Origin of the sequence: Bacillus cereus group sp. MYBKT111-2, from assembly GCF_051915205.1 — a bacterium.
Taxonomy (GTDB): domain Bacteria; phylum Bacillota; class Bacilli; order Bacillales; family Bacillaceae_G; genus Bacillus_A; species Bacillus_A paranthracis.
Genome location: NZ_JBQAEG010000008.1, coordinates 129,836 through 152,905, shown reverse-complemented (window position 1 = coordinate 152,905; position 23,070 = coordinate 129,836). Strand labels below are relative to the sequence as shown.

Sequence of the window (23,070 nt, the reverse complement as noted above, 5' to 3'; positions counted from 1 at the left end):
GAGAAAACCTCCACCTTCTTTATTTTTTACTATTTATTACGATCCGCATAAACCTCCATCGCATCACACATAAACTGTGCTAACCCTTCACCAAACTTATCGATATTTTTCGTGAAGCGCTCATCAGCGACGTACATTTGGCCAAGTCCTTTAAAAGCATCTAATGAATATTCACCGAAGTTTTGCAAGTAATCGTACCACACTCCAATTGCTTCTTGTGCCTCTTTAGAATCTGGTGCTCCGTGTCTAAGCGCCGCTAAGTTTCTGTAAATTGTATTAAACTCTTCTTGGTTTTCTTTAGACATACCTTTCGCATATTCATTCGCTTTATCTACAGCTGCGTCTCCCCATCTTTCACGTGCTTCTTCTTCGTACGGATTATGGCTGAAATCGAATCCTTCAAATTTCTCTTTGTTCGTCATTTCAATCTCTCCTTTTGTATGCTGAATTGTTTTATCAATCGTCGCAATCACTTTATCTAACCTAGCACGCTTTTCAAGAAGCATTTTCTTATGAAGCTGCAATGCCTCTTTCCGGTCAAATGATGGACTCATGATAATTTCTTTAATTTTTTTCAAAGGGAAGCCTAGTTCTTTAAAAAATAAAATTTGCTGCAGCGTCTCTAAATTTCCATTGGAATACAGACGATATCCAGACTCTGTCGTCTCATCTGGGGTCAACAACCCAATTTCATCGTAATGATGCAGTGTGCGCACACTAATTCCAACTAAATTAGCTACTTCTTTTACCTTCATTGCCATGTGTATCTCCCCCTTAGTACATACGATAAAGTATGACGCAACGTTAGAGTCAATAAGTAAATTCATTTTCTTTATAAAATATTTCATGCATAATAGATATGTACATATATTAGAAAGCGGTGAAAGTATGGTTTCAAATACTGTAATTGCCAGCATCATCTTTCAACTCATTGTCTCGATTCTGGTCCCAATTATTGTACTCTTTTATTTCCGTAAAAAATATAATATAAATTGGAAAGTAGTCGGCATTGGTGTTCTTATCTTTATCGGATTTACCCAAATTCTCGAAACACCATTCCACCTATTTATGCGCGGTAATCCAGCAATCGCTCCAATTTTAGAAAATCCATTTGTCTTCGCACTTTATGGCGGACTAACTGCTGGTATTTTTGAAGAATTAGGACGCTTCGTTGCCTTCTTCTTCCTACTAAAAAAATATCAAGAATATAAAGATGGCTTCGCTTACGGAATTGGTCACGGCGGGATAGAATCCATTTTAGTGGGCGGATTCTCTGCATTCCAAGCACTTATATTTGCGAATTCAATTAACAACGGTAGCTTCGCTCAAATGGTCGAAAAAATGCCGGAACTAAGCCGCCTACAGGACATGTTAATTCAGCAACCTGCCTACTTATACTTCCTTGGTAGCTTAGAAAGAATTATGGCACTCGTGCTGCAAATCGCCTTTACAATGCTTGTTTTATACGCAGTAAAACAGAAGAAGTATATCTTCCTTGTGTACGCTATACTATTCCACGCACTTGTAGACTTCTTCGCGGCACTTTACCAAACGAAAACAATTAACATCTTTGTTGCAGAAGGAATCACCCTTCTCTTCACAATTGGCGCTATCATTCTTATTCGTAAAATGAAAGAGAAATTAATGAGTGTGCCAAAGTAAAAATAACCCACCAATTGGTGGGTTATTTTTTATATGGATTATCATAGTGATGATAACTTTTGCCGCTTTGCAGCTCCTTCTTTGTTTCTGCATCTATAACGATGTACTTATGAAACTCTTCTACTTCATTTTGAGAAAAGGAAGCGAAAAAATAAACTTGGCGATCAGGGTGAATAAAAGAATCTTGAAGCACTACTTCCCCCCGACAACCCGCGGCTGTTTTTTGTAAAAAGGAAAATTCTTCGTCGGGTACTTCTTTAAATAAAATCTTTTTTCGAACACTATACGCTGCATTATTGTATTCTTTATACATTTTCTTATCTAACTGTTCGTAAAACACATCTTCGCTCACAAATGACTTATTTCGATTACTTGGATAATCTAACTTTTGATTGGATTGTGCATATGTTGTGGACAGTTGTGAGAGAAAACAAATCACAAATACAATACATAGCATTTTTTTCATCATTGCACCTCGATTTTCTATTATCCACGTTACTTTTCCACATGATCAGATCATTATGTCCTTTCCAATAAAAAGGAATATTTTCCACATTTGTCGAAGTATATAGCGTCAACTTGAAAGATGGGGATGAATTATGAAGAAAATCATTGTAATACGACATTGTTCAGCAACTGGCCAAGAACGTGATGCCGAATTAACGACCGATGGAAAAAAACAAGCAAATACCCTTGCTACATTCCTTTTAGAAAACCAACTACAAATAGACCATATTATTTCAAGCCCATTTGTGCGAGCTATCGATTCTATTCGGCCCTATGCACTCCAAGCTAATTTGTCTATCCAAGAAGATGAACGATTAGCTGAACGCATATTAAGCGACGTTTCAATGGACGATTGGATGCAAAAACTAGAATCTACTTTTACAAATATAGATATTGCCTTTTCAGGCGGAGAGTCAACAAAATAAGCAACGGACCGTGCTATATCGCTTATCGAAGACGTTTTAAAATTAAACCATACTACAATATTACTCGTTACACATGGAAACTTACTTACTCTCATTTTAAAGCACTTTGATCATACGATCGGCTTTCATGAATGGAGAGCTTTAACGAATCCTGATATGTACGAAATTACAATTGATGAACAATGTAGCCTAAAACGATTATGGAAAGCACCGTCCAAGTAATATCTCTTTCCAACACATTCAGTTGACGCCACGAGAAGAAACTGTACCAATAATAGAAAGGGGTATCACTCCATATGTACGAAGATGTACTTGCTTTACTACATAAAACAAATGTTTCTTATGAAAAATTCGAACACGAACCGGTACTCGATTATGAGACAGATCGGATCGTACGCGAGAGGCTTGGCCTACAAGGTACTCCAAGTAAAAGCTTATTTTTAAAATCAAAGGCTGGAGATTATTACGTATTTTTCACGTTAGAGGGCACAAGGCTTAACCGCGGAGAGATGAAAGAACTAACAGGAGAACGCTTATCTCTCTGTTCCGCTGATGAACTGCGAGACAAAACTGGTTGTACGCCAGGATGTGTAGCTCCTTTCGGGTATTCACACGATGTAACAATTATTGTGGATAACGCTATTTATACGTACGATAAAATTTTAATTACACCTGGTGTACCTGAATTTACAATTGAATTATCCACAGAAGAATTAAAAAAGATTTTATTAACATGTTCAAATACTGTTTTAGAGTACAAACAAAAAGAGAGCTAATCATTAGCTCCCTTTTTTCATTATTTTGCTTCTGCTGTGTTTTCTTTTGCAGAACGAACTTGCTCGTCCGCATGGTAAGAAGAACGCACAAGTGGGCCAGCTTCACAGTGGCTAAAGCCTTTGCTAAGTGCAATTTCTTTTAGCTCTGCAAATTCTGCTGGTGGGTAATATTTAAGAACTGGTAAATGCTTTTTAGATGGTTGTAAGTATTGTCCAAGAGTTAAAATATCCACATTGTTTGCACGTAAGTCATCCATTGCTTCAATTAAATCTTCTCTCGTTTCACCTAAGCCCACCATAATGCTCGATTTAGTTGGAATATCAGGCTGCATTTCTTTCGCTCGACGTAAAAACTCTAATGAACGTTCATATTTTGCTCTAGCGCGAACTCGGTCAGATAATCGACGTACTGTTTCAATGTTATGGTTTAAAATATCTGGTTTTGCATCCATTAACATTTTTAAGTTTTCTTCTACTCCACCCATATCAGATGGTAATACTTCAATTGACGTAAATGGATTTTTGCGACGAACAGCGCGTACTGTTTCAGCAAAAACAGCTGCTCCCCCGTCTTTTAAATCATCACGTGCAACCGCTGTTATAACAACGTGCTTTAAGCCCATTTGTACTACAGAATCTGCTACGCGTTCTGGCTCTTGTAAATCAAGCTCTGTTGGTAAGCCTGTTTTAACCGCACAAAAACGACAAGCACGTGTACAAACCGCACCTAAAATCATAAATGTTGCTGTTTTTCTTACAGCCCAGCATTCATGAATATTCGGACATTTTGCTTCCTCACAAACTGTATGAAGATTTTTAGAACGCATCATTTTCTTTAAGCCTGTATAGTTTTCATTCGTGTTTAACTTAATTTTCAACCATTCGGGCTTGCGCTTATATTCTGTTTGTTTTGTCATGGTTATCAACTCCGCACAATATGAAATAGTTTACCGTGTTCGCTTCTTTCAATGTAACATATCTATTCTAACGTATGAAAGCGATTTGCTCAAATGAAGATTCTAAGATTTTTTCCAATCGTTCCCTATAATGAAATACTCCGTATATCCCACACTAAAAAGAGTGATGATGTGAAAGGAGTCTATTTCATGCTTCGAAAAATTTCTCTTTTGCTTTCGATTTGCTTCCTTCTCCACCAAAACATCGCTTACGGTGAAGATAATCAGCAAAGCATATACGAAAAGCGCATGGCACTATATAAAGAAACCGAGCAATCTTCAGGCATTCCGTGGTATTACTTAGCTGCAATGGATCAATACGAAAGAAATATACGGAGCGTAAGAAAAGATATTCCGAAAAAACCAGATGCCATCATTTCCCTTTATTTCAAACGAGAAATATGGGCTGGACCTGTTAATGGTAACGACACTCTCCCCCATACAATTGCTCTATTTGGCGGGTTAGGTTTAGATGGTGACAAAGATGGATTTGCAAATGCAAATAACGACCGTGATCTTTTGCATACAGCAGCAACGATTTTAAAGAAACAAGGAACGTCAGAAGAACGCATTAAAATCATGCTCTGGGAATATTATAGACGTGCAAAAACAGTTGATTTAATTACCGAATACGCCCAAATTTATAAACATTACGGACGTATTAATTTAGAAGGAAATGCGTTCCCTCTTCCGATTCGCAGTGACCATAGCTACCGTAGTACTTTTGGCGCTGGAAGAAGTTTTGGGGGAAGAAGGGTTCATGAAGGAACCGATATATTCGCAGGCTATGGCGTACCAGTAAGATCCACTTGCTATGGCATTATTGAAACAAAAGGCTGGAACCGCCTTGGCGGATGGCGCATCGGTATTCGTGACCTTCATAACAATTATCATTATTACGCTCACTTAGGCGGATTCTCAAAAGAAATACAGCTTGGACAAATTGTCGAGCCTGGAAAAGTAATCGGATTTGTTGGTAGCACCGGTTACGGCCCTCCCGGCACAGCTGGAAAATTCCCGCCCCACCTACATTTCGGCATGTATAAAGACAATGGTTATACAGAATGGGCTTTCGACCCCTACATGCACTTAAGTCTTTGGGAGCGAAAAGAACGCGCAAATACAAAACGATAACCGTAGCACATTGCTACGGTTATTTTTTATTTATGGCTAACTATCCGTTTTCTTTTTATCAGGTACAACAACACTTCCGCTTCCATAATACGTAGGCACTTCCCCTTGAACGATGCGCGTCGCAATTGGAACATTTTGTTTTACTTTTATTTCTTTCGTATGAAATGGAATAATGACTTGCAACGTAACTTCCATCTCCATAATAATTTGAATCGCTGTCGTATTAATCCCGTGTGGTTCAATTTTTTGTTTAATATCCGTATTTACATGACCAATCGTCGTGAAATCAATTGGAATATCGGGTCCGATATTTCCAAGAAGCGCATTATTTGTTACACGACCAAAAGGAACTGCCATCGTTGCCCCGTTTTTTTCAGAAATACCTATCCCATTCAAATTACCTTCTTCTACTTGCTGTAAATATTTTTCTATGTATGTGGTCGTTGACGTTACGATTTCATTTACTTGCTTCGTATTTAAGTTAATTGTGGATACTTTTCCGTTTTTATCATTTTGTACTTTCATTAATGAATCGACATCGAATCCCTCATCAATTCTATCTTTTACCGCCTTCGTCATAACCGCTGTCGCCATTTTATATGTCTCTACTTCTCCATATTTCATTAATGTCGGCTGAATGCTGCTATTCACAATCCATAATCCTTGCACGAGTAATATGACAAAAAGAATAAACGACATAAGCAGTATGTGCCGAAAGGAAATAGGTCCCCTTCGAAACCGCGAATTTTTCGAACGAAATATACTCATAAAAAACCCTCCTTCTTATATCATTTCTATGCAAGAAGGAGGGACGATATATGCTTATCTCATTTTTAATAATGCTTCTTTTCCGATTGTACCAGCCGTAATACCTAAAGCTTCGGCTTCAATCGTTACTGATTCTAGCGGTGCTTCAAGAAGTTGTTCAATCGTTCTTACACCAACCGCACGACCAGCAATAATACCACGATCTCCTAACTTCTCATTTAAAAGACCTACATCTAATGCACCGCACATAATATATCCTCTATCGCTCATTACAGCTAGCAAATTTGTCTTTGGAAGTTTGACGCTAACCGCAATAAACGTATAATTATCGATTATAATCGGCTCTACATTAACCATAGTTCACACTCCTCTCTTTCTTATCTGTATGACAAGAGAAAAATGAGTGTTACAAGTTAACTAGCCTATAGTTTGACAGAAGATGTATAAGTTATTAACATGTCTGTTAACACATCTCTAAGTAGTTCTGGCATATAATATTGTTTGTCAGAAAGTGTGGATAGCTCTGGGTATAAGTAGCCAAATGTAAACATATCAATCGTTCCTACCGTATATATACGTTCTAATTCCAGCGATTCCCCGTTAATTAATACATCTTCCAGTAAAATTTTATTCCCGGGTATCGTATCTGGAATGACTTCTACACCAGCATAAATCATTTTCCCCATCACTTTCCCGCGGAATCCGAATCCTTTTACCTCAAGGTTCTCCATATTCGGGCGACGTGCTTTCAAGATCACTTCTCGTAACGTTTTCCCCGGCACTTTTAATAAACATGGATTAATTGGATGTGGACAAATTCTGTGAATATCTCCGCGCGTCACAACGCCTTCTTCTAATCCTTCAAGAAGTACACCGGCGTTCACCATACCAATTTCTGCATCGCACCACGTCTTCAGCGCATTTGCTAACATGTGCGAAAATGCTGTCTCATGAAACCAATCAACCGGTAATGATTCCTTTAAATGAACCACAGGCTCTTCCATAATATGTTCACTTTCTTCCTGCAGCGCTTCAATTGTGGATAGCGGTTTACTATAAGCACCTAAACGGTCTGTCTTAATCGCTCTACCGTCCTTTTTCAACAGCTTCTTCGTCTCTTTATCCACAGTAAGCTGAACGTGCCCAACGTAACGTCCCCACTTTTCACAACAACAAAGTAACGTATTATTCATAAGAACACCGCGCTCAAATAAATGATGCGTATGTGCCCCTAAAATAACATCTATATCATAATGTTCCGCCATATACTCATCCATACTTTTTCCAAGGTGAGAAAGGACAACCGTTATATGAGCCTCATCTCTCACTTCTTCTAAAATAGACTCTAAATGCTCAATTGAATCTTCAATATGCCAATCTAACATTTGATAAAACTCTGGATACGCAACCGTTAATCCGATAAAAGCAATTGTAATCCCATCTGTCGTTGTATGTAATTTATAAGGCTTTGCCCACTCTGGACGTACCCCTTCTTTTTCAAATAAATTCGCGACAAGCACCTCAAATCCAGCATCATCATATAGACGATTCAAATGCTCCTTCGCTAACGTAATTCCTTCATTATTTCCGATCGTTACATAATCATATAACGCCTCATTTAAAAGCTTCGTATTGCCAAGCCCATTCGTCGCTTCCGAAATACTATGAAAACGATCCACATGATCGCCGATATCTACAGTCAAAACAGTCTCTCCCGCTTCCTGTCTTCGCTTTTTCTCTCCTTGTACAAACCGAGAAATTTGCGGCCAATTTTCAAAATGACTATGTATATCGTTTGTATGATAAAGGTGGATGATTGTTTCTTTATTTATATTCAGAGAAAAAACCTCCTCTCAGTTCCTTACTGCCATTTACGCTATGCGCACGCAATAATCCTGTAAATACTTTTCGTCTTTTCTTGCTATTTTACATTGTACTCGCATTGTGAGAAAAAGCAAAAGATTGTCCTTTTTATATGAGAAACTTTACTTTTTCCAGTCTGGGGATTAGTTGGTAGAGCGGGGATTTGTCAGAAAGTTCAACAGGAGATTCGCAGGTCTTTTTTCAATTGGATTCACCAGTGGATTTGTCAGTATCTTTGCCTTACTTCCAGTCGGTCCCCTTTCATATAAAATGTTGCAGGGTATATGAAGAATTTCTTTTGTCGTAATTTGTTGATAAGTCGATATCCCTTGTCGAATCGTCGATATATTGAAATAATCGCCGATATATTCCGAGTTGTGATCGATATATTTGAAAAATCGCTGATATATTTAGCCAGAAACCCACCTGGGTATCTCGGCTAACCCCACCCCAAGCCCAGCTCACACAATAAAAAAGCGCCCTGCACAGCAGGGCGCTTTCTTCATACATATATTAACCAATAGAACCTTCCATCTCAAACTTGATTAGGCGGTTCATTTCAACTGCGTATTCCATTGGAAGTTCGCGAGTGAATGGCTCGATGAAGCCCATTACGATCATTTCTGTAGCTTCTTGCTCAGAAATACCGCGGCTCATTAGGTAGAATAATTGTTCTTCTGATACTTTCGACACTTTCGCTTCGTGCTCAAGTGAAACGTAATCGTTTTTGATTTCGTTGTAAGGAATTGTATCAGATGTAGATTGGTTATCCATGATTAACGTGTCACACTCGATGTTAGAGCGAGAGTTTTTCGCTTTTGGTCCGAAGTGTACGATACCACGGTAAGTTACTTTACCACCATGCTTCGCAATCGATTTAGAAACGATTGTTGAAGACGTGTTTGGTGCTAAGTGAATCATTTTCGCACCAGCATCTTGGTGTTGGCCTTTACCAGCAATCGCGATAGATAATGTTAAACCACGAGCGCCTTCGCCTTTTAAGATAACTGCTGGGTATTTCATCGTTAATTTAGATCCGATGTTACCGTCAATCCATTCCATCGTTGCGTTTTCTTCACAAACCGCACGTTTTGTAACTAGGTTGTATACGTTGTTCGCCCAGTTTTGGATTGTTGTATAACGGCAATATGCATCTTTCTTAATGATGATTTCTACTACCGCACTGTGAAGTGAGTTAGTCGTGTAAACAGGTGCTGTACAACCTTCTACGTAGTGTACGTGTGCGCCTTCGTCTACGATGATAAGCGTACGCTCGAATTGTCCCATATTTTCAGAGTTAATACGGAAATACGCTTGAAGTGGTGTATCAACTTTAACACCTTTTGGAACGTAGATGAATGATCCACCAGACCAAACTGCAGAGTTTAATGCAGAGAATTTGTTGTCTGTTGGTGGAATTACTTTTCCGAAATGCTCACGGAAAATATCTTCGTTCTCTTTTAATGCGCTATCTGTATCTTTGAAGACGATTCCTAGAGCTTCTAGGTCTTCTTTCATGTTGTGGTATACAACTTCAGATTCGTACTGTGCAGATACACCAGCTAAATACTTTTGCTCAGCTTCTGGAATACCTAATTTATCAAATGTAGCTTTAATTTCATCAGGTACTTCATCCCAAGACTTCTCAGATTTCTCAGATGGTTTTACGTAGTACGTAATTTCATCGAAATCTAAGTCGTTTAAGTCGCCGCCCCATTGTGGCATTGGCATTTCATAGAACTTATCCAGTGATTTTAAACGGAAGTCTAACATCCACTGTGGTTCTTCTTTCATACGTGAAATCTCTTCAACGATCTCTTTTGTTAAACCGCGTCCAGCACGGAAAATCGAAACGTCTTTGTCTTTGAAACCATATTTATAATCGCCGATATCTGGCAGTTGCTTCGCCATGTTGGTGTGTCCCTCCTTAGATAACCTCGTTTTTAGGAACCTTTAACATTACTTATCTTCGTTTAAGCCCTTTTCTAACGCTTTCCACGCTAATGTTGCACATTTAATACGTGCAGGGAACTTGCATACGCCTTGTAATGCTTCAATATCTCCTAAATCGATGCTGTCATCGTACTCTTTTCCTAGCATCATGTCAGAGAAAATTTTAGAAAGCTGAAGTGCCTCTTCAATTTTCTTACCTTTTACTGCTTGTGTCATCATTGAAGCTGAAGACATTGAGATAGAACATCCTTCTCCTTCAAACTTCGCTTCTTGCACAATACCTTCTTCTACTTTCATCGTAAGTTGAATACGATCACCACAAGTTGGATTGTTCAAGTTAACTGTAACACTATCTTCTAACACGCCATGGTTACGAGGATTTTTGTAATGATCCATAATAACTTGGCGATATAACGTATCTAAATTATTAAATGACATTTGTGAAATACTCCTTTGTCTTGATTAGCGATTCAACAAATGTATCAATTTCTTCTTTTGTATTATATAAATAGAAGCTTGCACGTGCTGTTGAAGAAGCTTTCAGCCACTTCATAAGCGGTTGTGCACAGTGGTGTCCTGCGCGAACCGCAATACCTTCTACATCTAATACTGTCGCTACATCGTGAGGATGTACGTCTTCAATATTAAATGTAACAAGACCAGCGCGATGCTTTGGACCATAAATTGTAACGCCATCTACTTCTGATAGTCTTTCTAAAGCGTATTGCGCTAATTCATGCTCATGCTTTTCAATATTATGAAGACCGATTTCTTCTAGGAAATCAATTGCCGCACCAAGTCCGATTGCATTACCGATAATCGGTGTACCCGCTTCGAACTTCCACGGAAGCTCTTTCCAAGTAGATTCTTGTAAATCTACGAAATCAATCATTTCACCGCCAAATTCAATTGGCTCCATATTGTTTAGCAATTCTTTTTTACCATATAATACGCCGATACCTGTAGGTCCACACATCTTATGAGCAGATAGTGCGTAGAAATCACAATTTAAATCTTGTACATCCACTTTCATGTGAGGTGTACTTTGTGCACCGTCAACGATCATAATTGCGCCATTTTCGTGTGCGATTGCTCCGATTTCTTTTACAGGGTTAATCGTTCCAAGTACATTTGATACTTGCATAATAGAAACGATTTTTGTATTCGGTGTAACTGTTTGACGAACATCTTCTAAAGAAATTGTACCGTCTGGTTGAAGCGGAAGATATTTTAAAGTTGCACCAGTTTTCTTCGCAACTTGCTGCCACGGAATGATGTTACTATGGTGCTCCATGTAAGAAATAACGATTTCATCGCCTTCTTTTACATTTTCAAGACCATAGCTAGCCGCTACTGTATTTAATGCAGTTGTCGTTCCGCGCGTGAAAATAATCTCTTCCATTGATTTCGCATTAATAAACTTGCGAACTTTCTCGCGTGCACCTTCATACGCGTCGGTAGCTTTCGTACCGAGCGTATGAACACCGCGATGCACGTTAGAGTTATATTCTTTATAGTAACGTTCTAACGTTTCAATGACTTGAATTGGTTTTTGAGAAGTTGCTGCACTATCGAAATAAACAAGTTGTTTGCCGTTCACTTTTTGATCAAGAATTGGAAACTGTTTGCGTATTTCATGAATATTCATTAGCGAACTTTCCTTTCAATTACCTCAACAAGCTGTGCTTTTACTCCTTCAATTGGAAGCTCATTAACTACAGGTGCTAAGAATCCATGGATGACTAAACGTTCTGCTTCGCGTTTTGGAATACCACGGCTCATTAGGTAGTATAGTTGGACTGGATCTACGCGACCTACTGAAGCTGCGTGACCTGCCATTACATCATCTTCGTCGATTAAAAGAATTGGGTTTGCATCTCCGCGTGCTTTCTCATCTAACATAAGAACGCGAGAAGATTGTTGTGCATTTGATTTAGATGCACCGTGTTCAATCTTACCAATTCCGTTAAAGATAGATGTTGCACTATCTTTTTGTACACCGTGTTTTAAAATCCAACCTTCAGAGTGTTTACCGAAGTGAACAACTTTAGTTGTAAAGTTTTGTGTTTGGTTACCACGGCCAATTGTTACTGTTTTCGTATCAGCATATGAACCGTCGCCCATTAAGTTCGTAACGTTCTCTGAAATTGTGTTTCCGTCATTCATAAGGCCTAGAGCCCAATCAATGCGGCCGTCGCGTCCTACAACGCCGCGGCGGTTAACGTAAGTTGTTACGTCTTTCGCTAATAGATCAACCGCACCGAATTTCACTTGTGCGCCTTGTTCCACGATTACTTCTGCTACGATATTTGCAATACCTTTAGCATTTTCATTTGCAACATAGTTCTCTACATAAGTTGCAGTACTGTTCGCATCAGCTACGAATAATACGTGGTTATATACGTTAGCTTCTTCGCCGTCTACTAAGAATACAGCTTGAAGTGGAGTTTCAAGAACAACGTTTTTCGGAACATATACGAATGCACCGCCGTTGATTAATGCAGCATGAAGTGCAGTTAGACGATGCTCGTCTACCTTCACGCCATCTTTCATTAAGTACTTTTGTACTAGTTCAGCATGCTCAGTCGCAGCTGTTACGATATCTGTAAAAATAACACCTTTTTCTTTTGCTTCGTCTGCTAAAGAAACGAATGCAGTTGTACCAGTACGTTGCACTAATACGCTGTTATTTTCATCGATTAAGTTTTTCACTGCTTCTGGAAGCTCTGTTAAAGAACTTACAGGCTCTTGCTTAGCAGCGTCGCCTTTTCCGATAAAGTCCCATTTTTCAATTTTCGTTTTATCAGGCGTTGGCATTGGAAGTTCAGTTGCTTGTGCAAGAGCTTGTAAGCGGAACTCAGTCAACCAAGCTGCTTCGTTTACTTCGCTTGCGCGTTGACGGATTGTTTCTTGATCGAAAGGTAATGTACCGATTGTCATGTTTATGCTCCTCTCTTACGCTTCTTGCTCTGTTGTTTCGTCTTCAATACCTAATTCTTTTTTAATCCAGTCGTAACCTTCAGCTTCTAGACGTTGTGCAAGCTCAGGGCCACCAGATTTAACGATACGACCGTTCATCATAACGTGAACGAAGTCTGGAGTGATGTAGTTTAATAAACGTTGGTAATGCGTAATCATTAGGCAACCGAATTCTTCGCCACGCATTTCGTTAATACCTTTAGATACAACTTTTAACGCATCGATATCAAGACCTGAGTCGATTTCGTCTAAGATTGCGATTTTTGGCTCGATCATCATTAATTGAAGAATTTCGTTACGTTTTTTCTCTCCACCAGAGAAACCTTCGTTTAAGTAACGTTGTGCCATTTCTGGATCCATTTCTAAGAATTCCATGTTTTTATCTAATGTACGGATAAATTTCATAAGAGAAATTTCATCGCCTTCTTCACGACGTGCGTTAATTGCAGAACGTAAGAAGTCAGCGTTTGTTACTCCGCTAATTTCACTTGGATATTGCATTGCTAGGAATAGACCTGCTTGCGCGCGCTCGTCTACTTCCATTTCTAATACATCTTCACCGTCGATGATGATGCTACCTTCTGTTACTTCATACTTTGGGTGACCCATAATTGCAGAAGATAAAGTTGATTTACCTGTTCCGTTAGGTCCCATAATTGCGTGGATTTCTCCACCTTTTACTTCAAGGTTTACACCTTTTAAAATTTCTTTGCCATCAATTGATACGTGTAAGTCTTTAACCGTTAATGTAGAACCAGCCATCTCAATACCTCCATTAATCCTATATATACATTTTAAAAATTCCTAAAACGTTCATATTCTCATTTTATTCTCATTCTAATTTTATATCAAATAAAATGATATCGCAAACGACGAAAAAAAGTAACAATTTTTTCACAAATGTATATAAGTATTTCCTTTTCACCTTTCTATGATACACCTTTCTTCTTATTTATATAAAGAAAAAAGGACTGGAAAATTACCAGTCCTTTCCTTCATATTTATTCACTTACTGGCAGTACAGCACCCTTATATTCTTTATTAATAAAATCTTGAATTTCTTTTGAATGCAGTACTTCTACTAGCTCTTTAATTTCTTTTTTCTTCTCGTCACCTTTACGAACTGCAATAATATTTGCGTATGAAGAGTCTGATCCTTCAATCGCAATTGCATCCTTTGTTGGATTTAATTTCGCGTCAATTGCATAGTTTGAATTAATAAATAATGCATCACCTTCATTATTTTCATATAACTTCGGTGAAAGACCAGGCTCTACATCTGTTTTAAACTTTAAGTTTTTCGGATTTTCTACAACATCTTTTACTGTTGCTTTAACAACATCTACTCCATCTTTTAATTTAATAACGCCGCCTTTTTGTAACAATGCTAGCATACGGCCACGCTCCGCTACGTTATTACTCATAATCACTGTCCCGCCATCTGGTAAGTCTTTTAAGCTTTTATATTTCTTAGAATAAATACCCATTGGCTCTAAATGGATTTTTCCCGCGTTTACAATTTTATATCCTTTTTCTTGAATTTCTTTATCTAAATAAGGAATGTGTTGGAAATAGTTCGCATCAATTTCCTTATCCGCTAACGCTTTATTTGGCAGCACATAATCTTGGAATTTTTTAATTTCTAATTTAATACCCTTTTTCTCTAATATTGGCTGTGCCTTTTCTAAAATAACAGCGTGCGGCACGTTAGAAGCTCCCACAACAAGCTTATTCTCCTCTTTCCCTCCGCAAGCAGCTAATGTAAATACAGACAGCGCTGTAACAACTGACAATAGAATCTTTTTCATATGATGTCCCCTTCTCCCGTATAATTATGTAGTTATAAAAAGGGCCGGCATACACCAGCCCTTCCCCAGCAATTATTCTTTTACAGGAACAACTGCCCCTTTATATTCTTTGTTAATGAAGTCTTCAATTTCTTTAGAATGTAATACTTCTACAAGAGCTTTAATTTCTTTTTTATCTTTATCGCCTTTACGAACAGCTACTACGTTTGCGTATGGTGAATCATTACTTTCAATTGCAATTGCATCTTTTTCTGGATTTAACTTCGCATCGATTGCATAGTTTGAGTTAATTAGAACAGCATCGCCTTCTTTATTGTTATACACTTGTGGTAATAAACCAGGCTCAATATCCGTTTTGAATTTTAAGTTTTTCGGATTATCCGCGATATCTTTTGGAGTTGCTTTAACTGGATCTACCCCATCTTTAATTTTTAAAATACCTTCTTTTTGTAAAATTGCTAAACCACGTCCATGGTCAGCAACTGAATTACTCATAATAATTGTCGCTCCGTCTGGAAGCTCTTTTAAGCTTTTATATTTTTGAGAATATACACCAATTGGCTCTAAATGAATTTTTCCTGCTACTTCAAAATCATATTTTTTATCTTTAATTTCTTTTTCTAAATACGGAATGTGTTGGAAATAGTTTGCGTCTAAATCCTTATCTGCTAACGATTTATTTGGCAACACGTAATCTTGGAATTTTTTTACTTCTAATTCAATTCCTTTTTTCTCAAGTAACGGTTTTGCCTTTTCTAAAATTTCAGCGTGCGGTACGTTAGAAGCACCAACAACAAGTTTCTTTTCATCTTTATCTTTGCCGCCACAAGCAGCTAACCCAAAAATAGAAGTTGAAATAAGTGCTGTAAGTAATAATTTTTTCATTTGAAACATCCTCCCGTTTTTTATTATCGTTTATCTATTCGAGTCGTTACACGATCACCAATCCATTGAATGAAAAATACAACTAGTAATACACAAATTGTCGCAACGATTGTTACGTCGTTATTTCCTCGTTGGAATCCTTCTAAATAAGCAAGTGTTCCAAGGCCACCAGCACCAACAACTCCCGCCATTGCTGTATAGCCTACTAAAGCAATTGTCGTAACCGTAATACCAGATACTAACGCTGGTAACGATTCTGGAATTAACACCTTCAAAATAATTGTGCTTGTTTTTGCTCCCATCGCTTTTGAAGCTTCAATTACACCTTTATCAATTTCACGAAGGGCGATTTCAACCATTCTCGCGTAAAACGGTGCCGCTCCAATAATTAAAGCTGGAAGTGCAGCGCTCGCTCCAAGAATTGTTCCAAGCAGAATCTTTGTGAATGGGATTAATAAAATGATTAAAATAATGAACGGTATCGAGCGGAAAATGTTTACGAACGCTCCAATCGCCGTGTTAACCGCTTTGTTTTCCCATAAATTATCTTTCGCTGTCATAAAGAGTAACAATCCTAAAATGAGTCCTAAAATAAATGTGGCAAGAGCTGCGATTGCCGTCATATATAACGTTTCACCAGTTGCTTCTAACATTTGATTCCAATCAACATTTGTGAGTAATTTATCCATGTGCAATCACCTCCAGCTCTACTTGATCTTGATGTATTCCCTCTATTGCTTGCTGAATCGCTGTTTCCTCACCATTTAAATGAACAACTAAACTACCGTAAGAGCCGTTATTCGTTTGTGCAATATTTCCTTGCAAAATGCTAACTTCTATATCACTGCGTTGCATTAATCTTTGAAGTACTGGTCTTTCTACCGCTTCACCGATAAACTGCAAACGAATTACTTTTCCATCTGGATATTTTTCAATTAAACTTTCAATCGTTTCATTTGTATCTTCAGAATCCGTTAACTGCTGTACAAATCGTTTCGTAATGTCCTGCTTTGGATTACGGAACACATCAAGTACTGGACCTGTTTCTACAATCTTTCCTTTCTCCATTACCGCAACGCGATTACAAATCTTTCGAATTACGTGCATCTCATGTGTAATAAGTACAATTGTTAAGCCGAGACGCTTATTAATATCTAATAGTAAATCTAAAATTTGATCTGTCGTTTCTGGATCAAGAGCTGACGTTGCTTCATCACATAAAAGTACTTGTGGGTTGTTAGCTAATGCTCTTGCAATCCCAACGCGTTGCTTTTGCCCTCCGCTCAGCTGAGATGGATACGCGTCTCCTCTTCCTTCTAATCCAACAAGATGAATTAGCTCATCAACGCGTTTTCTTCTCTTTGCCTTATCAACACCTGCAATTTCAAGTGGGAACTCAATATTTTCACGTACAGTTCGTGACCAAAGTAAGTTGAAGTGCTGAAAAATCATTCCGATTTCTTGCCTTGCCTTACGAAGTTCGCTTCCTGTAATTGCTGAAATGACGCGATTTGCAATTGTAATTTGGCCAGAAGTTGGTTTCTCCAACTGATTGAATAATCGAATTAAAGAACTTTTTCCAGCGCCACTATATCCGATAACACCAAATATTTCACCTTTCTCTATTTTTAAATTGGCATTATCTACAGCAGTGACATCACCGCTTTTTGCTTTATATATTTTCTTTACATTCTCTAATAGAATCATGGTGTATCACCCCTTTTTTTAATAAAAAGCGTAAGCGGCTCGCTTAGAACAAGAGGGCGCCCAAATCCCAGACGTAGAGGCGCTTTTTGCCTCATAGGAAGGGATGAAACGACCGACTGTTCTAGCCGCTGGAGCTAGATTTTTGATCGACTCCGCAATTTTTTATTTTTGATGCGTATAGCCCACCGTTATCATTACTTTTATTATTTGAATGTCCTCCACATTCAAACAACAAAAAAACCTTTCCGCTTTAGAGAAGCAGAAAGGTTTTTATGCGTATATAACAACATTATCCCTCTCTCTCATCTCTCAAAGCATTTGCTTTGCAGGAATTGGCACCATTTCAACATAAGTTGACGGTTGCCGGGCTTCACAGGGCACAGTCCCTCCACCTCTCTTGATAAGAGAAATCAGATTACATTTTCGTCTGATTTGTAATTTATGAAATTGTCTATATTTTATGAATTGAATTGTATCAATATCCACACACCATGTCAACAGAAATTTTCGTAAAAAACGAAACTTCAGAATTTTAAGCGCCCACTGACATCGGTTTACATATATGAAACATCGATTCAATTAATAACATCGTTCGATACGTTCCCGAATATTGTATACGTCCATCGTCCATTAACGTTTGCAATCGTACATTGCCATTCACCAATTGTTTTACATCTTCTTCATCTACACAAACAATTTGCTCTGTTCCTCTTTCTTCTTTCAACAGCTCTATATAATCTCTTGAAATTTGTAACGAACAACTTTCATCTCCAAAGCGGAAATTAACAGTTTTTTCTCCTTGTCTTAAAAGCGGTTCTAAATGATATTGACCATTAGCGTAATTTACAAATGATTGAAGCAAAGAATATAATTCCACTCTAAATCACATCCTTCATATCACTTTCTATTACATACCATTCCCTCTCACTAAAGAGCAATCCTGTTACTTTCGCTCGACAAATACTGTAACCACCCTGCATCTCGACATATTTCCCAAGAAATATGTCGAGGCGGCAAAAACTTTGCCGCCTACTTTAATTCCGTATATAAATATTCAACCGAATGAAATGCATATATCTTCTTCATGAGTGTCCCATTTTCAAAAACAAGTAAACACGGTACACTTTCAATTCCATACTCTTTCGCGAAATGCGGAGCATAATTTAAATCTAACATTCCAATTTTGAGGTCTTCAATTGTCATCTCAACGACTGTTAACATCTTTTTTGCTAATTGGCATGTTCCACACATTGGAGTATATACATATAACACTGTTTTTTCTTCATTCTCTATTAGGGCTGTAGCTTCGGCTCCTGTCCAGTCAATCACTTCTATCATTCCTTACCGTAAATATTCTGTATAAACGTCAATGTCAGCTCCCCATAATACATTTGCTAAGTGTGAAGATGGCGCTGTTGCCACTTCCCGGTACGAGCGATCAATATAAATATGCTCTGCTTGCGGAAATTCTTTTCGAAACTGTTTCCTTAACTTTTCTCCAGCATCATCAGCATCCACTAGCACATACACTTCCTTATCAAAAAACTGATCAACGAGCTCATCCATTTTCGACAAACCAATTGTACCATTTGTACAAACAATTTCCACCGGTTCCCGAATAATAGATTCAATCTTTCTTCTATCTGATGTACCTTCTACAATAATGACTTTTTCTACATAAATCATATGTCATCACCCGATCACCATATACTATACAACCTTTAACTTAGTATATAGTATATTCGTTATTTTCATGTTGTTTCCTGTTTATTTTTGCAAAAGAAAAGCGCAAGCGGCTCGTTCAGATTGTGAGGGGGATGGAGCTTCTGACGTAAAGGCGCTTTTTGCCTTGCAGGAAGAAGCGAAGCCACCGAACAATCTAGCCGCTGGAGCTGGACAATAAAGAAAAGCGGAACCGACTGCTTAGCCCTGTTGGCTAAGGTTCTTTCGCACAGAAGACGCTTTTTGTCTTCTCGTGCGGAAGGTTCTTAGACATGAAGGGCTAGGAGGTGGAGCTAGAAAATGAAAAGCGCAAGCGGCTCGTTCAGAACAGGAGGGCATTGGAACTCCTGAACTAGAGGCGCCTTTTGCCTCAAGTGAAGGAGTGAAATGACCGACTGTTCTAGCCGCTGGAGCTGGATCATAATAAAAAGCGCAAGCGGCTCGTTCAGATTGTGAGGGGGATGGAGCTTCTGACGTAAAGGCGCCTTTTGCCTTGCAGGAAGAAGCGCAGCCACCGAACAATCTAGCCACTGGAGCTAGACAATAAAAAAACAAAATTTTTTTCAAAAAACGTTCTCCCACACGATAATTAGTATATGATTCTACGTTCATTATTTTACATAAAATAAAAAAGGACAGCACAAAGGCTGTCCTTCAGTCGACTATAATTAGTCTTGGTTTGTCATTTCTGCATATTTTTCAGCAGTTAATAACTTTTCAACTTGGCTTGCATCAGAAAGTTCAACTTTAACCATCCATGCACCCTCGTATGGAGATTCGTTAACAAGTTCTGGTTGGTCACTTAATTCTTCGTTTACTGCTACAACTTTACCGCTTACAGGTGCGTATAACTCAGAAACTGTTTTAACAGATTCTACGCTTCCGAATGGCTCGTCAGCTTCGATTGTTGCACCTACTTCAGGAAGTTCAACGAATACGATATCGCCTAGCTCACCTTGTGCAAAGTGAGTAATACCGATAACAACTTCATTACCTTCAGTTTTTACCCATTCGTGTTCTTCAGAGTAACGTAAATTATTTGGAATGCTCATGACTGTACCTCCAGTGAATGTATTAATTATGTAAAAATACCTTATTGGTACTTTTTCCACACACTTTCAAACTGCTCTTCGTTAAAACCAAGTGTTACCTTCGTTCCATCTGTTACAATTGGACGTTTAATCAACATGCCATCAGATGCTAAAAGCTCGTACATTTCGTCTTCGCTTGCATCTTTCAACTTATCTTTCAGACCAAGTTCACGGTAACGCATTCCACTTGTATTAAAGAATTTTTTTAATGGTAATTCACTTTTTTCATGTAAATTACGTAAATCTTCTTTTGATGGTGGATTTTCAACAATATGAATCATCTCATATGCTACATCGTTTGCCTCAAACCATTTCTTTGCTTTTTGACATGTGCCACACTTTGGATATGAATAAAATGTTACTGTCATAAATTCACCTACTTTTTTACTAACCTTTACCTTTATCATATAGAAAACGTTTTATTATTTCAAACCATTATTCGCTAAACTTTTACTTATTTCGTGATAATTTTTAATAATCCTGCGAATTTTTCTTATTTTTCCGCCATTTGTTAAGAAAAAATAAATATATAAATTTTTTAGATCCTTTCCCAATTCCTCGCCGAACATATATCTTAAACAAACGTTTGATTAACTCACTATTTTTCTTTGTTCACCCTTGAGCTGCATCGTTTTCTTCCTACCGAACATACATCTTAAACAAACGTTTGATTAATTCCCTTTTTTCTTTATTAACCCTTGAGCTGCATCGTTTTCTTCCTGCCGAACATACATCTTAAACAAACGTTTATTTAACCAGTTCAGCCTATAATCACAAAAACCGGAAACACTTTACATGACAAAGGCGTACAGATGAAAGGAACTAACGATTTTGACCGTAGTAGTGAGCCCATAAAAAAGTTATTAAGCCTATCATCAATAAAGCAAAAGTAACTGCTCCTGAGAATATGAAATTCAAATTACTGACTGAAATATAAAAAGAAGTGCCCTTGCTTAGAAACAGGGTACTTCTTTTTTATCATCAATCTAAAGGTAAACGTATCCTTCATTAAAGTAAAAATGTATAGTACTCTACTTTTTCGTAAGTTATTCAAAATCTTTGCGGAACCGCCACTAGCTCATTTACATCATTATCGTTAGCTAAGGTTAATTATATTTTTCTACGTACTACATAAAAAACTAAGGAACCCATAATAATAGGTGCAACTAAACTAGAAGCATATGCACTAGTAATAGTAAAAAGAGAGAGTATAAATATATAGATAAGAGCTAGTCCAATAAATACAGGAATTCCAAATCGAAACTTCCTACATTGTTTTATGTTCCTGTATAACACTTCTCCAATTAGACAAGCTACAAGATCTAATACACTACCAAATATGATGAGAATTACAATAAATCCAACTATATTAGGTAAACCATTCTCGTTAGAATAACTAGGATCAGAAATATACGGTATTAAGAACCATATGATAGTAAAAGTAAGGAGGCTTGCAGCATAACTAATTAAAAATTTCCTCAACGTAATCATCCCTATAAATTTCCAATATTATCTTCATTGTATGGCATAATGCTCTATCATTGATAGCAAGACTACCATCCACGAAATTGCTAATTGCATGAAATAAAAAAGACGCATTTAAATAGATGCGTCTTTTGGCGATGTTTCTTTTGTGAAATCATATAAAGCAATTGCGCCTAAAATAACCAATATACTTTCAGGGGCATCTAACAAAATAGTTCTCCAAGTTTCTGATATTACCCATTTAATACCTGCCGATTCAAGATATGCTTGAAAATAACTGATTGTAAAATCAATTACAAATAAACATACAAGTAATGTTAGACCAAACCGAATTAATTTCTTGTTTTTAAACATGTAACACCTCTCAAAATTCATTGGATATTTCTGTTTTCAGTTCTTTATATACAAAAATCCCTATATTTAATTTTAACATACAAAATATCCAAATAAATACAATATGCACATTTGCATATTTCGTGTATATTGAGGAATTACTGTTAATAAAAAAGCCCTACTAGTGTAGGAAAAAAATTGCTTTAACAATCCCAGCCCTTGAAATAAGGTGAAATCCCTGTTCTTGTCTACTTACCATAATGAATAGCCCGCCGCATAACACTACAACAGATGCGATAGAACCAACAGGTAAGAAATTACTACAAACAAAAAGCCATGAATAAACATGACTTTCATAGCATAATCACTTCTATATTCATTACCAATTAAAGCGAATTATATTTCTTTACTTTTAAAGGAATAGATATTACATATAAATCTATAGCACAAGTAATAATCCAAATCTCTTTTCCTTCATCATCGACTTAAATAATCTGCAATTGTTTGAAATACTATGATATACATATTATGAATATTTTGATCCGAAACAGTATCATTATATAATCCCATACCCCAATATTGTCCCTCAGGATTCCCCATATTTACAAATCCTTGTGTATACATCATAGCTTTGTCCCTTGGGGCATTGTCATAATCTAAATCTTTTTCAGTAAAAATCAAATACGGTCTATCTTGTAAGCCAATAAAAAATACCGGCTTCTTTAATGATAAAAATAAGTCCGTATACTGCTCCTTTGATGCTTCTTGAAAGTATTCTTTCATGACAAGAAAACCATCAACTTTTGCTTCTTTCTCCTTCATCTCTTCTAACTTCACATTTTCAAACTTCACATTCCTAAACGTATCTTTCGGTTTTTCTCCAACAACTCCAATTACGAGTGCTCTTCCGTTATATTCTAATTTCTCTCCTTCTTTATCCTTTGCACACCCAGCACTCGCTAGGCATATCAATATAAAAACTAAGAAATACGATAAACGCTTCATTTAGCACCCTC

Annotated in this window: 27 protein-coding genes, 1 pseudogene and 1 riboswitch; of the genes and pseudogenes, 5 read left to right on the top strand and 23 right to left on the bottom strand. The window is 37.5% G+C overall.

Annotated features, from left to right (window positions below):
• Positions 1 to 29 precede the first annotated feature (29 nt).
• On the bottom strand, positions 30 to 761 hold the full coding sequence (locus ACTFNE_RS21140) for a MerR family transcriptional regulator (RefSeq protein ID WP_046198694.1): 732 nt from the start codon (positions 759 to 761) through the stop codon (positions 30 to 32).
• An 85-nt stretch (positions 762 to 846) separates the two neighbouring features.
• On the opposite strand from ACTFNE_RS21140, the gene ACTFNE_RS21135 reads away from it, so the two are divergent.
• Positions 847 to 1,662: a YhfC family intramembrane metalloprotease gene (locus ACTFNE_RS21135; RefSeq protein WP_052737353.1), complete on the top strand. Its 816-nt coding sequence runs from the start codon at positions 847 to 849 to the stop codon at positions 1,660 to 1,662.
• A 22-nt stretch (positions 1,663 to 1,684) separates the two neighbouring features.
• Here the strand turns inward: ACTFNE_RS21135 and ACTFNE_RS21130 are convergent, their stop codons facing one another.
• The gene (locus tag ACTFNE_RS21130) at positions 1,685 to 2,128 is read right to left on the bottom strand and encodes a hypothetical protein (protein WP_270706251.1); all 444 of its coding nucleotides are present in this window, start codon (positions 2,126 to 2,128) and stop codon (positions 1,685 to 1,687) included.
• Between the two features lie 133 nt (positions 2,129 to 2,261).
• Here ACTFNE_RS21130 and ACTFNE_RS21125 point away from each other — a divergent pair.
• Together ACTFNE_RS21125 and ACTFNE_RS21120 are read left to right on the top strand one after the other, a co-directional pair.
• Positions 2,262 to 2,816 (top strand): annotated as a pseudogene (locus ACTFNE_RS21125) (histidine phosphatase family protein).
• A 74-nt stretch (positions 2,817 to 2,890) separates the two neighbouring features.
• Positions 2,891 to 3,370 (top strand): YbaK/EbsC family protein, encoded by a 480-nt coding sequence (locus ACTFNE_RS21120; protein WP_000272743.1) that lies wholly within the window; start codon positions 2,891 to 2,893, stop codon positions 3,368 to 3,370.
• A gap of 20 nt (positions 3,371 to 3,390) precedes the next feature.
• Here the strand turns inward: ACTFNE_RS21120 and lipA are convergent, their stop codons facing one another.
• Entirely contained in the window at positions 3,391 to 4,287 is an 897-nt protein-coding gene (gene lipA / locus ACTFNE_RS21115) for a lipoyl synthase (RefSeq protein ID WP_029440566.1), read from the bottom strand.
• Positions 4,288 to 4,476: 189 nt separating this feature from the next.
• Here lipA and ACTFNE_RS21110 point away from each other — a divergent pair, with 189 nt between their 5' ends.
• Entirely contained in the window at positions 4,477 to 5,460 is a 984-nt protein-coding gene (locus ACTFNE_RS21110; RefSeq protein WP_046198697.1) for a M23 family metallopeptidase, read from the top strand.
• Positions 5,461 to 5,496: 36 nt separating this feature from the next.
• Here ACTFNE_RS21110 and yunB read toward each other — a convergent pair whose 3' ends face one another.
• The 15 genes from yunB to ACTFNE_RS21035 all read right to left on the bottom strand — a co-directional run bounded on the left by yunB (position 5,497) and on the right by ACTFNE_RS21035 (position 19,109).
• Positions 5,497 to 6,228 carry a sporulation protein YunB gene (yunB, locus tag ACTFNE_RS21105; RefSeq protein ID WP_046198698.1) on the bottom strand — a complete coding sequence of 244 codons (732 nt, stop codon included), beginning with the start codon at positions 6,226 to 6,228 and terminating at the stop codon, positions 5,497 to 5,499.
• A gap of 54 nt (positions 6,229 to 6,282) precedes the next feature.
• A complete protein-coding gene (locus tag ACTFNE_RS21100) occupies positions 6,283 to 6,585 on the bottom strand; it encodes a YunC family protein (protein WP_046198699.1) in 303 nt (100 codons plus the stop codon).
• A gap of 65 nt (positions 6,586 to 6,650) precedes the next feature.
• On the bottom strand, positions 6,651 to 8,042 hold the full coding sequence (locus tag ACTFNE_RS21095; protein WP_270706250.1) for a bifunctional metallophosphatase/5'-nucleotidase: 1,392 nt from the start codon (positions 8,040 to 8,042) through the stop codon (positions 6,651 to 6,653).
• A gap of 562 nt (positions 8,043 to 8,604) precedes the next feature.
• Complete coding sequence (gene sufB, locus ACTFNE_RS21090) at positions 8,605 to 10,002, bottom strand: Fe-S cluster assembly protein SufB (protein WP_001118827.1); 1,398 nt, start codon at positions 10,000 to 10,002, stop codon at positions 8,605 to 8,607.
• Positions 10,003 to 10,050: 48 nt separating this feature from the next.
• Positions 10,051 to 10,482 (bottom strand): Fe-S cluster assembly sulfur transfer protein SufU, encoded by a 432-nt coding sequence (gene sufU, locus ACTFNE_RS21085; RefSeq protein WP_000009523.1) that lies wholly within the window; start codon positions 10,480 to 10,482, stop codon positions 10,051 to 10,053.
• Positions 10,472 to 11,692 (bottom strand): cysteine desulfurase SufS, encoded by a 1,221-nt coding sequence (gene sufS, locus ACTFNE_RS21080; protein ID WP_046198701.1) that lies wholly within the window; start codon positions 11,690 to 11,692, stop codon positions 10,472 to 10,474. The genes sufU and sufS overlap by 11 nt, the downstream gene beginning before the upstream one ends.
• Positions 11,692 to 12,984: a Fe-S cluster assembly protein SufD gene (gene sufD / locus ACTFNE_RS21075; RefSeq protein WP_000152184.1), complete on the bottom strand. Its 1,293-nt coding sequence runs from the start codon at positions 12,982 to 12,984 to the stop codon at positions 11,692 to 11,694. Before sufD ends, sufS begins: the two co-directional genes overlap by 1 nt.
• Positions 12,985 to 12,999: 15 nt before the next feature.
• Complete coding sequence (gene sufC, locus ACTFNE_RS21070) at positions 13,000 to 13,785, bottom strand: Fe-S cluster assembly ATPase SufC (RefSeq protein ID WP_000929160.1); 786 nt, start codon at positions 13,783 to 13,785, stop codon at positions 13,000 to 13,002.
• A gap of 239 nt (positions 13,786 to 14,024) precedes the next feature.
• Positions 14,025 to 14,831 (bottom strand): methionine ABC transporter substrate-binding lipoprotein MetQ, encoded by an 807-nt coding sequence (metQ, locus tag ACTFNE_RS21065; protein WP_270706249.1) that lies wholly within the window; start codon positions 14,829 to 14,831, stop codon positions 14,025 to 14,027.
• A gap of 72 nt (positions 14,832 to 14,903) precedes the next feature.
• A complete protein-coding gene (metQ, locus tag ACTFNE_RS21060; RefSeq protein ID WP_044791042.1) occupies positions 14,904 to 15,716 on the bottom strand; it encodes a methionine ABC transporter substrate-binding lipoprotein MetQ in 813 nt (270 codons plus the stop codon).
• 23 nt (positions 15,717 to 15,739) lie between these two features.
• Complete coding sequence (locus ACTFNE_RS21055) at positions 15,740 to 16,405, bottom strand: methionine ABC transporter permease (protein ID WP_000359553.1); 666 nt, start codon at positions 16,403 to 16,405, stop codon at positions 15,740 to 15,742.
• Positions 16,398 to 17,423: a methionine ABC transporter ATP-binding protein gene (locus ACTFNE_RS21050; protein WP_000601775.1), complete on the bottom strand. Its 1,026-nt coding sequence runs from the start codon at positions 17,421 to 17,423 to the stop codon at positions 16,398 to 16,400. Before ACTFNE_RS21050 ends, ACTFNE_RS21055 begins: the two co-directional genes overlap by 8 nt.
• 299 nt (positions 17,424 to 17,722) lie before the next feature.
• Positions 17,723 to 17,830: riboswitch (SAM riboswitch) on the bottom strand.
• Positions 17,831 to 17,955: 125 nt separating this feature from the next.
• A complete protein-coding gene (locus ACTFNE_RS21045; RefSeq protein WP_046198702.1) occupies positions 17,956 to 18,300 on the bottom strand; it encodes a hypothetical protein in 345 nt (114 codons plus the stop codon).
• Between the two features lie 152 nt (positions 18,301 to 18,452).
• Positions 18,453 to 18,761, bottom strand: coding sequence for a thioredoxin family protein (locus tag ACTFNE_RS21040; protein WP_001998544.1), 309 nt, complete (start codon positions 18,759 to 18,761; stop codon positions 18,453 to 18,455).
• A 3-nt stretch (positions 18,762 to 18,764) separates the two neighbouring features.
• Complete coding sequence (locus tag ACTFNE_RS21035; RefSeq protein ID WP_000640869.1) at positions 18,765 to 19,109, bottom strand: toprim domain-containing protein; 345 nt, start codon at positions 19,107 to 19,109, stop codon at positions 18,765 to 18,767.
• Between the two features lie 67 nt (positions 19,110 to 19,176).
• Here ACTFNE_RS21035 and ACTFNE_RS21030 point away from each other — a divergent pair, with 67 nt between their 5' ends.
• Positions 19,177 to 19,326 (top strand): hypothetical protein, encoded by a 150-nt coding sequence (locus tag ACTFNE_RS21030; protein WP_175543873.1) that lies wholly within the window; start codon positions 19,177 to 19,179, stop codon positions 19,324 to 19,326.
• Positions 19,327 to 19,813: 487 nt separating this feature from the next.
• Here ACTFNE_RS21030 and gcvH read toward each other — a convergent pair whose 3' ends face one another.
• The 5 genes from gcvH to ACTFNE_RS21005 all read right to left on the bottom strand — a co-directional run bounded on the left by gcvH (position 19,814) and on the right by ACTFNE_RS21005 (position 23,059).
• The gene (gcvH, locus tag ACTFNE_RS21025) at positions 19,814 to 20,197 is read right to left on the bottom strand and encodes a glycine cleavage system protein GcvH (protein WP_000026896.1); all 384 of its coding nucleotides are present in this window, start codon (positions 20,195 to 20,197) and stop codon (positions 19,814 to 19,816) included.
• A gap of 41 nt (positions 20,198 to 20,238) precedes the next feature.
• Complete coding sequence (locus ACTFNE_RS21020; protein WP_000218967.1) at positions 20,239 to 20,604, bottom strand: arsenate reductase family protein; 366 nt, start codon at positions 20,602 to 20,604, stop codon at positions 20,239 to 20,241.
• A gap of 742 nt (positions 20,605 to 21,346) precedes the next feature.
• Positions 21,347 to 21,718, bottom strand: a complete 372-nt coding sequence (locus ACTFNE_RS21015; RefSeq protein WP_001224774.1) for a hypothetical protein — start codon at positions 21,716 to 21,718, stop codon at positions 21,347 to 21,349.
• Between the two features lie 117 nt (positions 21,719 to 21,835).
• Positions 21,836 to 22,075 carry a DUF3937 family protein gene (locus ACTFNE_RS21010; protein ID WP_046198704.1) on the bottom strand — a complete coding sequence of 80 codons (240 nt, stop codon included), beginning with the start codon at positions 22,073 to 22,075 and terminating at the stop codon, positions 21,836 to 21,838.
• Between the two features lie 456 nt (positions 22,076 to 22,531).
• A complete protein-coding gene (locus tag ACTFNE_RS21005; protein WP_046198705.1) occupies positions 22,532 to 23,059 on the bottom strand; it encodes a hypothetical protein in 528 nt (175 codons plus the stop codon).
• Positions 23,060 to 23,070: the final 11 nt, after the last annotated feature.